The 12,662-nt window shown below is 72.8% G+C and carries 12 protein-coding genes and 1 pseudogene; 9 read left to right on the forward strand and 4 right to left on the reverse strand.

Annotated features, from left to right (window positions below; genetic code table 11):
- The first annotated feature begins 167 nt into the window (after positions 1-167).
- The 8 genes and pseudogenes from ABD317_RS25505 (at position 168) to ABD317_RS25540 (ending at position 7,304) form a co-directional block, all read left to right on the forward strand.
- Positions 168-776, forward strand: coding sequence for a radical SAM/SPASM domain-containing protein (locus ABD317_RS25505; protein ID WP_344292372.1), 609 nt, complete (start codon positions 168-170; stop codon positions 774-776).
- A gap of 11 nt (positions 777-787) precedes the next feature.
- Positions 788-1,537: an AAA family ATPase gene (locus ABD317_RS25510; RefSeq protein WP_344292352.1), complete on the forward strand. Its 750-nt coding sequence runs from the start codon at positions 788-790 to the stop codon at positions 1,535-1,537.
- Positions 1,534-2,412, forward strand: a complete 879-nt coding sequence (locus ABD317_RS25515; protein WP_344292355.1) for an aminoglycoside phosphotransferase — start codon at positions 1,534-1,536, stop codon at positions 2,410-2,412. Before ABD317_RS25510 ends, ABD317_RS25515 begins: the two co-directional genes overlap by 4 nt.
- 203 nt (positions 2,413-2,615) lie before the next feature.
- A pseudogene (locus ABD317_RS25520) lies at positions 2,616-2,741 on the forward strand (DUF397 domain-containing protein); the annotation flags it as partial.
- A gap of 270 nt (positions 2,742-3,011) precedes the next feature.
- A complete protein-coding gene (locus ABD317_RS25525; protein WP_344292374.1) occupies positions 3,012-5,780 on the forward strand; it encodes a helix-turn-helix transcriptional regulator in 2,769 nt (922 codons plus the stop codon).
- Between the two features lie 207 nt (positions 5,781-5,987).
- Positions 5,988-6,362, forward strand: a complete 375-nt coding sequence (locus ABD317_RS25530) for a peptidase inhibitor family I36 protein (RefSeq protein WP_344292357.1) — start codon at positions 5,988-5,990, stop codon at positions 6,360-6,362.
- Positions 6,363-6,392: 30 nt separating this feature from the next.
- A complete protein-coding gene (locus tag ABD317_RS25535; protein ID WP_344292359.1) occupies positions 6,393-6,779 on the forward strand; it encodes a peptidase inhibitor family I36 protein in 387 nt (128 codons plus the stop codon).
- Positions 6,780-6,917: 138 nt separating this feature from the next.
- Positions 6,918-7,304: a peptidase inhibitor family I36 protein gene (locus ABD317_RS25540; protein WP_344292361.1), complete on the forward strand. Its 387-nt coding sequence runs from the start codon at positions 6,918-6,920 to the stop codon at positions 7,302-7,304.
- Positions 7,305-7,971: 667 nt separating this feature from the next.
- Here ABD317_RS25540 and ABD317_RS25545 read toward each other — a convergent pair.
- From ABD317_RS25545 to ABD317_RS25560, 4 genes are all read right to left on the reverse strand, one after another.
- Complete coding sequence (locus ABD317_RS25545; protein WP_344292363.1) at positions 7,972-8,880, reverse strand: NAD-dependent epimerase/dehydratase family protein; 909 nt, start codon at positions 8,878-8,880, stop codon at positions 7,972-7,974.
- Between the two features lie 113 nt (positions 8,881-8,993).
- Positions 8,994-9,404: a VOC family protein gene (locus ABD317_RS25550; protein ID WP_344292365.1), complete on the reverse strand. Its 411-nt coding sequence runs from the start codon at positions 9,402-9,404 to the stop codon at positions 8,994-8,996.
- A gap of 162 nt (positions 9,405-9,566) precedes the next feature.
- Complete coding sequence (locus ABD317_RS25555; protein WP_344292367.1) at positions 9,567-10,211, reverse strand: response regulator; 645 nt, start codon at positions 10,209-10,211, stop codon at positions 9,567-9,569.
- Positions 10,208-11,494 (reverse strand): sensor histidine kinase, encoded by a 1,287-nt coding sequence (locus ABD317_RS25560; RefSeq protein WP_344292368.1) that lies wholly within the window; start codon positions 11,492-11,494, stop codon positions 10,208-10,210. Before ABD317_RS25560 ends, ABD317_RS25555 begins: the two co-directional genes overlap by 4 nt.
- A gap of 171 nt (positions 11,495-11,665) precedes the next feature.
- Between ABD317_RS25560 and ABD317_RS25565 the strand changes: the two genes are divergently transcribed.
- Positions 11,666-12,604 carry an SDR family NAD(P)-dependent oxidoreductase gene (locus ABD317_RS25565; protein ID WP_344292370.1) on the forward strand — a complete coding sequence of 313 codons (939 nt, stop codon included), beginning with the start codon at positions 11,666-11,668 and terminating at the stop codon, positions 12,602-12,604.
- Positions 12,605-12,662: the final 58 nt, after the last annotated feature.

Consider the following 12,662-nt stretch of genomic DNA (forward strand, 5'->3'; position numbering starts at 1 on the left):
GCGAGCCCGGTTCTGAGGGGGACCCGGCGCAGCGATGCGCCGGGTCTACCCGACAGCCCACCCTGTACCCGGATCTTCCGAGCCTGACCGAACATGCACTCGACCGTGGACTGCGGGTCGAGATCTTCTCCAACCTCGTACACGTCCCCAACGCAGTGTGGGTGGTCATGGAGCGGCCGGGAGTTTCCCTGGCAACCAGCTACTACTCCGACAATCCCGCCGAGCATGCGGCAATCACCCGACGCCCCAGTCACGCACGAACAAGAACGAACATCGCCGAGGCCGTACGGCGGAAGATCCCGGTCCGGGCAGGGGTGGTCCACGTGCGTGAGGGACAGCGATCCGCCGCCGCGCAACGAGAACTGATCACTCTCGGTGTACGGGAGGTCGGCACGGACCGGCTGCGGCAGGTAGGGCGTGGCGTACGCGACCAGCCGCCGGATGCCGTGCAGCTCTGCGGACGCTACGCCTCGGGTGTGATCGCCATATCGCCAGACGGCGCCGTGTGGCCCTGCGTGTTCTCTCGATGGCTGCCCATGGGGAATGTCCTGGAGAGGACACTCGCCGAGATCCTTGGCAGCGCCGAGGCGGAGTGGGTCCGAAGTGAGCTGCGCGTAGAGTTTGCGGAGAGGCAGCCGCCTCTGCCCGGGGCCGGGACCGATCCGTGTGACCCCCAGTGCGGCCCGTCATGCGGTCCCGCATGCGGTCCGTCATGCTGGCCCACGGGGACCGGACCGTGCAGCCCGAACGGAGGCTGCCAGCCAAACTACGACTAGCTTGGAGCCGTGTGTTCGTCGAACGGGTCTACGTGCCGGAGGGACTGGCACCTGACGGTGCCCAGCGTGGTCAGTGGCCGTTCGCCGTACCCTGCGTCGCCGAGCTGCTGGAGCACGGGCTGACGTTCACGCAGCCGGTGACGTTCCTCGTGGGGGACAACGGCTCGGGCAAATCCACTCTTGTGGAGGCGATCGCGGAGAGCTTCAAGCTGGACGCCTACGGCGGGCGGCTCGGTCGACTGTACGGGCGCCCCGATCCAACGAAGACCCCCTTGGGTGAAGTCCTGCGAGCAGAGACCACCTCGGCGGGCGCACGGATGCTCGCCGGCCCCCGCAAGAGGAAGAAGGGCTTCTTTCTCCGCGCTGAGACTGCGTTCAACATGACCGAGAACCTGGGCGGTGTGCCGGGCTACTGGGAGGAGGACACGAGCGCCATGAGCCACGGCGAGGGATTCCTGACCATGTTCCGCTCGATGTTCGACGCCCCCGGCTTCTACGTGATGGACGAGCCCGAAGCCGCCCTGTCGTTCACCGCCTGCCTGCAACTGGTCGGCCTGATGCACCAGCTCGGCCAGTCCGGAGCCCAGGTCGTCTGCGCCACCCACTCGCCGGTTCTCGCCGCCACCCCGGGAGCAGACATCATCGAAGTCGGCGGAGAGGGCTTTCGGCGAGTGAAGTGGGACGAGCTGGAGCTGGTCGACCACTGGCGCCGTTACCTGGCCGACCCACGCGCCTACTTGCGCCACCTCATCGCACCATGAACGCGGCCGACCCTGACCCCGACGTCGAGGCAGCCGACCGACGCTTCCGCGCCTGGATGAAGCTGAACCTGGACCAGGCCGCTGACCACTTCGGCCTCATCGTCGCGGGAGCGCCCACCTGCGGATGGCGCCTGCGCTCGATCGGCGCCCCCGCCGACGGTGCAGAGGGCCGCGTGTGGCTGCGTGTGGTCTCCGAACGGCCGGAGTGGGCGGGCGGCATTGCCTGGACCGGCAACGCCGACGCGAACGCTCTGCGGGGGCTGCCCAAGCCGCGCCTGCTCGGCACCTACGAGTGGGCAGAGGGGGACTGGCGGCGCCAGCGCGCCGAAATCCTCACATTTCTCCCCGGGACCTTGTGCTCCTCGACCCCGGACGCACGATCGGACATTGCCCCGCCTGCTCCATGGTGGGAGACGCTCCGGGAGGTTGCCCACCGTCTCGCCGCGGCACCCACCGATCGCATCAGCATCGATCAAGACAAGATCGACCATCGTGTCCGCGAGGCATTCGGCGGCTCTGTCGACATCCGCATCGAGCACTGGGAGACCGTGCACGCGGACCTGCACTGGAGCAACTTGCTGGCCGATCCCTTCGGGCTGCTCGACTGGGAACTGTGGGGACGGGGGCCTGTCGGCATCGACGCCGCCACACTGCACTGCTACAGCCTTGCTGTTCCCAGCCTGGCACGGACTGTGCGCGACCATTTCCCGGTGCTCGACACTCCCGACGGGCACCGCGCCCAGCTTTACGTCACCGCCCGCCTCCTGCGCCGAGCCAGGCTCGGCGACCATCCCCACCTCGTCGAGCCCCTTCGCCTCCACGCGCAAGCCCTGTTGACATCGCTGAACCTGACAATCCCGTCTTCGATGCTCTGAACGCACACGAGCGCAGGCTGCCGATCGCCCGCTCGCGTGAACCTTGCGAAAAGGTCCCCCGCGACGGGGGGCCGGACCCGGGCCCACCCCGGTCGCGGACGGGCCCCGGCGACAGGGGCCGCAGCCCGGCACCGGGCCACCGGGGCCCGGACCGCCCAGGTTACCGATGTCCCGGGCGCATGCCGGGCTCCCGGCCCCCGGCGGACAACCACCCCGCCCTCGTCCCCGTCCGCGACAGCAAGGACCCCGACGGCCCCGCCCTGGTCTTCGAGGCCGCCGCCTGGTCCGCGTTCGTCACCGCCGTCAAGGCCGGCGAACTCCCCGCCTGACCATCCGCATGCTTGCGCCGAGGCCCACGCGGGCCTCGGCGCGGTCAAGCGAGGGGGGCAGAGTGAAAGTGCTAACTCCGCTGCGAGCATTGCTACTCAGCGTCGGGGCCGGACGGAACCCAGCGGGAAGTTCGTGACATGATGTCCTTTTCCGGGGGAGGGTTGAGGGCGGGGCGCCGGCTGTAGGGGCGGCTGCTGCTTCCTGGCGAAGGTGCCGGTGTCGGCTTCGGTGAGGGTGCCTTGTTTGACCAGGCGGAACCGGGGGTGCGGGTGCTTCTGGGTCGGCGTGCTGAGCGTGCGGCGATCGGGCGGTTGCTCGCGGACGCGCGGTCGGGGCGCAGCGGCGTGCTGGTGGTGCGCGGTGAGGCCGGCATCGGCAAGACCGCGCTGCTGGAGCATGCCCGCGGCGCCGCGTCGGGGTTCCAGGTGGTGCGCGCGGGCGGTGTGGAGTCCGAGATGGAGTTCGCGTTCGCGGGCCTGCACCAGTTATGCGCGCCGCTGCTGGACCGGATGGGTGTGCTGCCCGACCCGCAGCAGGCCGCCCTGGGTGTGGCGTTCGGGCTGCGGGCCGGGAACCCGCCGGACCGGTTCCTGGTCGGACTGGCCACCTTGAGTCTGCTGGCCGAGGCCGCCGAGGAGCGGCCGCTGCTGTGTCTGGTGGACGACGCGCAGTGGCTGGATGCGGCTTCCGCGCGGACCCTTGCGTTCGTGGCGCGGCGGGTGGAGGCCGAGCGGGTGGCGCTGGTGTTGTCGCTGCGCGACCCCAGCCCCGAACCGAGCGGCGCCGGGGCCTTCGCCGGGCTGCCGGAGCTGCGCCTGGCCGGACTGGATGAGGCGAACGCGCGGACGTTGCTGGCCGCGGCAGTCCGGGCACCGCTGGACGAGGGGGTGCGTGACCGAATCATCGCGGAGGCGCGCGGAAATCCGCTGGCGCTGCTGGAGCTGCCGCGGGGCGCGGAGCAGGCGCATCCGGCGGAGCTGGCGGGCGGGTTCGGGCGGCCGGACGCGCTGGGGGTGCCGCGCAGGATCGAGGACAGCTTCCGGCGCCGGTCGGGCAGCCTGCCTGCCGAGACACAGCTGCTGTTGCTGATCGCGGCGGCCGAGCCGGTCGGTGACGCGACGCTGTTATGGCGCGCCGCGGATCACCTGGGGATCGGCCCCGACGCGGCCGCGCCGACAGAGGCGGCGGGGTTGCTGGAGATCGGCGCCCGGGTACGGTTCTGGCATCCGCTCGTGCGCTCGGCCGTCTACCAGGCCGCCGCACCGCCGGACCGGCGCCGGGTGCACCGCGCGCTGGCCACCGCGACCGACCCGCGGGCCGATCCGGACCGTCGTGCCTGGCACCGCGCGCAGGGCACGGTCGGTGCCGATGAGAAGGTCGCGGTGGAGCTGGAGCGCTCGGCCGGTCGGGCGCGGGCGCGTGGTGGGCTGGCCGCGGCGGCCGCGTTCCTGCAGCGCGCGGCTGAGCTGACCCCGGATCCGGCCGAGCGGGCGCGCCGGGCGCTGGCCGCCGCGTATACCAAGCATGAGGCCGGCACACCCGCCGCCGCCTTGGAACTGGCTACCGTCGCGGCGGCCGGACCGCTGGATGCGTTACAGCATGCCCGGGTGACGTTGCTGCGCGCTCAGGTCGCGTTCCATCTGACGCGCGGCGGCGAGGCTTCGGGGATGATGCTGGATGCCGCCGAGTCGTTCGCTCCGCTGGACACCGCACTGGCCCGCGAGACGTACCTGCACGCCTTGGAGGCGGCCCTCCTGGCCGGTCCGCTCGGGTGCGGTCCCGGTCGTGGTCGTGGCGTACCAGAGGTGGCCGAAGCCGCCCGGACGGCACCCGCGCCGTCGACGCCGCCGGGGCCGGTCGACCATCTGCTCGACGGGCTGGCGACCAGGTTCACGCACGGGTACGAGGCGAGCGTGCCCAGCCTGCGACGGGCGCTGGAGGCGGTCGGCGGCCACGGGCGCGCAGCGGCGGCGGGTGACGGCAGCAGCCGCCGCTGGCTGTGGCTGGGTTGCCGCGTCGCGGTGGCGCTGTGGGACGACGAGCAGGTCCACGCGCTGGCCGACCGCCACGTCCGGCTCGCCCGCGACGCCGGCGCACTGGGCACGCTGCCTGGCGCGCTCAACTACCTCGCGGCCGTGCTCGTGCACACCGGCGAGTTCGCCCGGGCCGCCGAGCTGACCGCCGAGGCCACCGCGATCACGCGGGCGACCGGCGACGCGCCGCTGCCCAACGCCGGGCTCCTCCTCGCCGCCTGGCGCGGCCGGCGGGCCGACGCCTCCGACATGTACGGGCCCATCGTCCAGGACGCGACCGAGCGGGGAGAGGGCGCGGCGGTCACCCTGGCCCAGTACGCGATGGCCGTGCTGCACAACGGCCTGGGCGACTACGGCGCCGCCCTCGCCGCCGCGGCGGGGCCGTGCGACGCCGACGAACTGGAGCACAGCAACCTGGCCCTGCCCGAGCTGGTCGAGGCGGCCGTCCGCGCCGGCGACCCGGCGCGGGCGGACGCCGCGCTGAAGCTGCTAAGCTCCCACACCCGCGCCAGTGGCACCGAGTGGGCGCTGGGACTGCGGGCCCGCTCGCTGGCGCTGACCAGCACCGGACCGGCCGCCGAAGCACACTACCGCGAGGCGATCCAGCGGCTCGGCCGCTGCCGGATGGTCACCCATCTCGCCCGTGCCCACCTGGTCTACGGTGAGTGGCTGCGCCGCGAACGGCGGCGCCAGGACGCGCGCGAGCACCTGCGCACCGCCCACGAGCTGCTGTCCGGCATGGGAGCCGAGGGATACGCCGCCCGCGCCGCCCGCGAGCTGCGCGCCACCGGCGAGCAGCCGCGCAGGCCAACCGCCCGGCCCGCCGACGCCCTCACCCCGCACGAGCTGCACGTCGCGCGGCTGGTGGCCACCGGGGCGACCTCCAAGGAGGCCGGCGCGCAGCTCTTCCTGAGCCCGCGCACCATCGACGCGCACCTGCGCAGCATCTTCCGCAAGCTCGGCATCACCTCCCGCCGTCAGCTGCGCAACCTGCCGCTGCCCTGACCCTCGGGTCACCGTGCGCAACCGTCCCGGAATTCGCCGGATATAGGCGATGGTCGCCGATGCGACGGAGGCACGGCAGCGGCGAGCCTGGACACGCCTCCCGGGGCAGTCGCACCCGATCCGTCTGGACAGGCCCTTGGACGTGGTTGCACGTGCCCGGGGGATACGAGACCGGGTCGTGACACGGAGAAACGGAAGGAAACCAAGATGGGAATCAGGAGCGTTGCGGCGCGCGCGGCCGCGGTCGGGATGACCTTGGTCGCCGCTGCGGGAATCACCACAGCGACGGCGGAACCGGCGTCGGCGCACTACAGCCAGTGCCCGGCCGACCAGTTCTGTTACTGGGATCACTCCAGCTACGAGGGCGCGTTCGGGTACTTCCGGGGGTCGGTGTCCAACGTCGGCGACCGCATGAACGACCGCATGACCTCGTACTGGAACCGCACCAACTACTGGATCAGCGTCTACGAGCACTCCAACTACAGGGAGTGCATGCTCACCATCCCGCCCGGCGGGTCGAGCGCCGCGGTGGCCCCGCAGTTCAACGACAAGATGACCTCCTTCAGGCTCGGCGCCTGCTGAGGACACCCGCCACAAACGAGTGAGGTTGTCATGAACAAAATGCGCATGCTGGCCGTGGGCGCCGCCCTCCTGACGACCGCGGGCATCGGCGCGATCAACGCCCCCGCGGCCTCGGCGCACTACAGCCAGTGCCCGAACTACGACTTCTGCATCTGGGACCACTCCAACTACGAAGGCGCGTTCATGCATTCCCGAGGGCCGGTGGACAAAGTCGGCGACCGCATGAACGACCGCATGACCTCGTTCTGGAACCGCAGCCAGGGCTGGTTCAGCATCTTCGAACACGACCGCTTCGGGGGCTACTGCATCGAGATCGGCCCCGGCGCCTCCCGGGCCAACATCGGGAACCGGTTCAACGACCAGTTGACCTCGTTCTGGCCCGGCCGCTGCACCAATCCGGTGGAGATCTGGCGATAGGGCTGACCACGCTCCCAGAGCGCTTCCGGGGGCGGGCCACCCGCCCGCCCCCGGTCCTCAGCCGGCCGCGCCCTCACGATGACCTCCTTCAGGCTCGGCGCCTGCGGGACACCTACCGAAAACGACCGAGAGGCTGTCATGAACAAAACGAGAATGCTGGCCGTGGGCGCCGCCCTCCTGACGACCGCGGGCATCGGCGCGATCAACGCCCCCGCGGCCTCGGCGCACTACAGCCAGTGCCCAGCAAACGAGTTCTGCATCTGGGACCACTCCAACTACGAAGGCGCGTTCATGCATGCCCGGGGGCCGGTGTCCAACGTCGGCGATCGCATGAACGACCGCATGACCTCGTTCTGGAACCGCACCAACGACTGGTACAGCATCTTCGAACACGACCGCTTCGGGGGCTACTGCATCGAGATCGGCCCCGGCGCCTCCCGGGCCAACATCGGGAGCCAGCGCAACGACGAGCTGACCTCGTTCCGGCCCGGCACATGCGCGGGTCAAGTGGAAATCTGGAGGTAGGGCTACCTTCGGCTGACACACCACCCGGCAAGAACAAGCTGGCTACTGGACCCCAACCTGACGGAGTCCTCCTAGGGCCTGTCTTCAATCTCGCGTCGTTCGCCCGCAGGGCGGGCGGCGCTGGGGGTACCGCCCACGCCCTCCGGGCGTAGGGGGAGTCTGGTGCGTGCGATCGCAAGGCGGAGGGTCGACCGCATAGTGGGCCTATTCGGTCGATCCCGACAACGCAGCTGGGGGCACCGCCCACGCGCGCGCAGCGCGCAGTGGGGGAGTGCGTGCCAGGCTCCCCCACAGCGCTTCGCGCGTGGGCGGTACCCCCAGCCGCAGACGGGAGATTGAAGACAGGTCCTAGGCGTCGAACCGCCGGCCGCGCCGCGGATCGGTTGCGCGGCGGCCGTCGCCCGGGGCGAGGCGGAGCGCGTCGCGCGTGGTGGCGTAGCCGGTCGGCGGCTACGCCCCGCAGCGCGCGGCACCGAACTGTGGGGCTCGCATGACCACGGAGTACCGCCCGGAAGGCGGCGGCTGCCCCGCCGTGCTCCGCGCGGCCACGGCGCCAGGACGCGGAAGGCACACCCGGAGGGCACGTCGCCCTACACCACGCCGGGGCACGCCACCGCGAGGCGGGCACGGCGCCGGGGCGGGCGTGATGTAGAGGGCCTGGGGGCGGTCACCGCACCTCGTTTCCGACCCAGTCCAGTACCGAGCCCGGCCGGGGCCGCCACCCCAGCCCTTCACGGGCAGCCGAGCCCCGCACCCTGCTGTTGGACCCCAGCGCGTAGTGCGCCCGCTCGTACCCCCACTCCCGCACCGCCGCGTCGATGTCCCACGGCTCCGGCTCGCCCAGGTCCAGCGCCCCGGCCACCGCCCGGGCGATGTCGCCGAACGACGCCTCGCCGCTCTCCAGGAAGTAGAACGCCCCGGGCGGCGCCTCCGCCAGCGCGCGTACGTACACCTCGACGACGTCGTCCACGTGGACCGTCGACCAGACGTTGCGCCCGGGCCCGACGTGCCGGACCACCCCGCTGCGCCGCGCCTGCGCCACCAGCCGCGGCACCTGCACGCTGTCCCGCGCCTGGCCGCGCCCGTGCCCGTAGATCAGGGAAGCGCACAGCACCGCCGCTCGCACGCCCCGTTCGGCCGCCGCCAGCACCGCCCGGTCCAGCGCCACCCGGGCCGCCTTGTCCGGCTCCGCACGCCAGCCGCCGCCGGGTGCCACGTCCGCCTCCGTGAAGACCCGGTCGGAGAACTCGCCGCGGGCGTCGTCGCCCACGATGCTGGAGCCGCTGCCGTGCAGCAGCGGTTTGCCGCTGCCGGCCAGCGCGTCGACCAGGGTGTCCGCGGCGCCGCGGTGGTCGCTGTCGGCCGCGTTGACGACGGCGTCGGCGCGGCGCGCGGCGGCGGCCAGCGTCGGCGCGTCGTCCAGCGTCCCGATGACCGGCTCGACTCCGCGCTCGCGGAGCGCCGCGGCCTTCTCCGCGGAGCGGGCGAGCCCGATCACGTCGTGCCCGTCCCGGACCAGTCGCTCCGCGAGCGATCCGCCGATGTAGCCGGTCGCGCCGGTGAGGAAGATACGCATGGTCGGCCTCCATTAGTTGCGCACGCGCTATATTCGGGCGGACGATAGCACGCGCACGCAATCATGCCCCCGGCCCGACTGCCTCGTGGCCGCGACCAGCAAGTTGTGCACGTCTACGAGTTGGACCAGGCGCGAGTGGACAGCACCAGAAGATAGCCGTCGGGGTCCTGGAGGGTCACGCCCCAGGTGTCCCAGTACGGATTATGAGCGGGCACTCGCTTCCCGCCGTGGCGCTCCAGCTGTTCCACCAGGGCATCGGGCACGGGTTCGCCGAGGTAGACGACCAGCAGGTCTTCGGGCGTGGGCCGGGGCTCCATCGGAGCGGTGGGGTCGTGCACGAGTTCCAGATGCCAGCCAGCATCCGGCCAGCCGACCATCACAAGAGAACTCTGGCCGGGCGTGCCGTCCGCCGCGTGCCGGTACAGGACGTCGAGGCCGAGGCCCGAGACCCAGAAGCGTTCGGCAACGCGGAGGTCGCGTGCGGGCCGGGCGATGCGGATGTGAGCTGCGGCGTCAGCCGGCATCGTGCTCCTCGTGATCGGGGCGTACCCGGCGTGAACCAGTGGTTGAGTCCGCGGGCTTGGACGGCAGCGAGCATAGAGATCACCTGACCATGTGCCATCGGGCGCTAGTCCTAGGCTTGGCCGCCGAAAGACGCCCGGTGTGCGAGCCCGCGGGCGCAGCGCTCACCCCACCAGATCCCGCGCCACCAGCGCCGCCTGCACCCTGTTCGCCACCCCCAGCTCCGCCAGGATGCGGCTCACGTGGGCCTTCACCGTCGACTCCCGCAGGCGTAGCAGCGCCCCGATCTCGGCGTTCGTCATCCCGTCCGCCACCGCCGACAGCACCTGCCGCTCGCGCGGTGTGAGGCGGTCGGCCGCCTTCCGGGCGGCTTGGATGCGGGTGGCCTCCGGGTGGTGGAAGCGGCTGATGACCGTGCGGGTGACGGTCGGGGAGAGCATGGCGGCGCCCGCGGCGACCACGTGGATCGCCTGGAGGATGGCGTCCGGCGGGGTGTCCTTGAGGAGGAAGCCGGCGGCGCCCGCCGCCAGTGCGCCGTAGACGTACTCGTCGAGGTCGAAGGTGGTGAGCACGATGACCGCCGGGGGGTCGGGGAGCCGGCACAGTGCGGAGGTGGCGGCGATGCCGTCCATGCCGGGCATGCGGATGTCGACCAGGGCGACGTCGACCCGCCGGCTGCGGGCCGTCGCCACCGCGGCGCCGCCGTCGGCGGCCTCGCCGGCGAGTTCGAGCCCGTCGTCGGTGGCGACCAGGTCCCGCAGTCCGGCGCGGACGAAGGCGTCGTCGTCGACGACGAGGACGCGGATCACCGGGCCGCCGCCATCGGGCTGAGCGCCTGCGGCTCGTCCGCCGGGTGGACGGGCACGGGCAGTTCGGCGGTGAGCAGGAAGCCGCCGTCGGCGGTGGCCCCCGTGGTGAGGTCGCCGTGGAGGGCGGCCACCCGCTCGGCTATGCCGACCAGACCGTAACCGCGCGGCCGGGAACCGGACGGCCGGGAACCGGACGGCCCGGAGCCGGACGGCTCGGAGCCGGGCGGCCCGGGTCGGCCGGGTGCCGGTTCCGGCGGCGCCGCGCACGGGTTCCCGGCGCGTATCACCACCCGTGACCTCGTCACTTCCACCGTGAGATCGACGGGGCTGCCGGGGGCGTGCTTGCGGGCGTTGGTGAGGGCCTCCTGCACGATGCGGTGGGCGGCGAGGCGGACGGCGGCGGGCAGTCCGGCGAGGTCGTCGGTGCGGGCGCGGACCCGGGTGCCGGCGCGCTCGGCCTCGGTGATGAGGGCGGGCAGGTCGTCGGCGGTGGGGGTCAGCGGGACGGGGCCTTCGTGGTCGCGCAGTGCGCCCAGGAGGTCGCGCAGGTCGTCGAGGGCGTGGGCGCTGGTCGTACGGAGCAGGTCGAGGCGTTCCCGTACGGGACCGGGCACGGACCCGGGTGCGGCGTCGCCGCGGCGCTGGAGCACGCCGGTGTGCAGGACGAGCAGGCTGAGCCGGTGGGCGAGCACGTCGTGCATCTCGCGTGCGATACGGGCCCGTTCGGCCATCCGCACCTGCTCGTCGCGCAGCCGGTCCGCCGCCTCCCGGTCCTCCAGTTGGCGCGCCAGGGACCGGGTCAGGTCGCGCTGGCTGCGCGCGGCCAGCCCGACCGCCAGCGGCACGGCCAGCACCGCGCAGGGGAAGAGCATGACGTGCGGCATGTGCACCAGGTCGCGGAACGGGCCGAGGGCCGCCGGTACGAAGACGGCGCCGGTCAGCGCCGCCGCGACCGGCAGGGACCGCCGCACCGTGACCGCGTACAGGGCGACGAACACCGGCCACAGCTGGCTCTCCAGCAGGAACCCGGCGCCGGTGACCACCGCCACCGCGACCGGCATCCGGCGGCACAGCAGCAGCGCCGCGCACAGCGCGGCGGCCACGGCGGCGCTCGCCGCCGGCGAGGTGACGAGGCCCGCCTGCTCGGTCAGCGCCGTACGCACCGACTTGACGGCGACGAAGACGAACCCGGCGGCCAGCAGCAGCCGAAGCTGCCCCGGCGTCAGCGACGGCAGCGGCCCCAGCGGTGCGCGGCGCGCGGCCGGCGACTCGACGGTGGACATACCGGCATCGTAAGCACCGCCGCTGACACGCACATGCGACGAAAGTCGGGGGTCCCCGCACCGCGCCACCCCCGTTGGTCGGTGCCCGGCGCCACCGGCCGGCGGATGTGGCGCCCGCCGCACGGGCCGGAGGGTGGAGCCGTACCGCAGCAGGTCGAGGAGGGACAGCGGATGCGAGACGGGAAGAGCGGGCCGGTGGGCCGGCGGAACGTGCTGGGCGGGGCGGCAGCGGCGATGGCCGCCGCGGGGGCGGGCCTCGGGGCGGGTGCCCGGACGGCGTCGGCGCGGGAGCGCGACCGGCGTCCGGACGGCGGGGAGCCCGGCCGCGGCAGGTACGCGGGGAAGACGGTCCTCGTCACCGGCGCCACGTCGGGTATCGGGCGGGCGGCGGCGATCGCGTTCGCCGCGGAGGGCGCGCGGGTCGGGTTCTGCGGGCGGCGCGTGCACCTGGGGCGGGAGGTGGAGCGGCTGATCCGGAGGGCCGGCGGGGAGGCGACGTACCTCAGGGCCGACGTGCGCCGGCCCGAGGAGGTGGAGAGGTTCGTCGACACGGTGGTGCGGCGGTACGGCGGGCTCGACATCGCGCTCAACAACGCGGGCGTCCAGAAGCCGTTCACCGACCTCCACGAGGTCTCGGTCGCGGACTGGGACGACGTGACGCTCACGAACACCCGCGGCGTCTTCGTGGCGATGAAGTACGAGATCCCCCACCTGCGGGCGGGCGGGGGCGGCGTCATCCTCGTCACGGGTTCGTCCAACCAGTACGCGACGCGCCCCGGCCTCGGCTCGTACACCGCGAGCAAGAACAGCGTGGCGGGTCTGGTGCAGGCGGCGGCGATCGAGAACGGCACGCACGGCATCCGCGTGGTGGCGCTGGCGCCGGGGATGACGGACACGCCGATGCTGGACGTGCACCGGCCGCCGGGCGACACCGACGAGCAGTGGGCGGCGCGGAAGGCGGAGTTCGGCCGGCAGGGGATCGACGCCTTCAAGCGGATGGCGACGCCGGAGGAGATGGCGTCGGCGGCGCTGGCCCTGGCGTCGGACGGCATGGGGTTCCAGACGGGGACGACGGTGGTGGTCGACGGCGGCCAGCTGGCGGGTCTGTAACGGGGGCGGCGCGGAAGGCGGAGTTCGGCCGGCAGGGGATCGACGCCTTCAAGCGGAT

The organism is Streptomyces synnematoformans (assembly GCF_039531005.1).
Classification (GTDB): domain Bacteria; phylum Actinomycetota; class Actinomycetes; order Streptomycetales; family Streptomycetaceae; genus Streptomyces; species Streptomyces synnematoformans.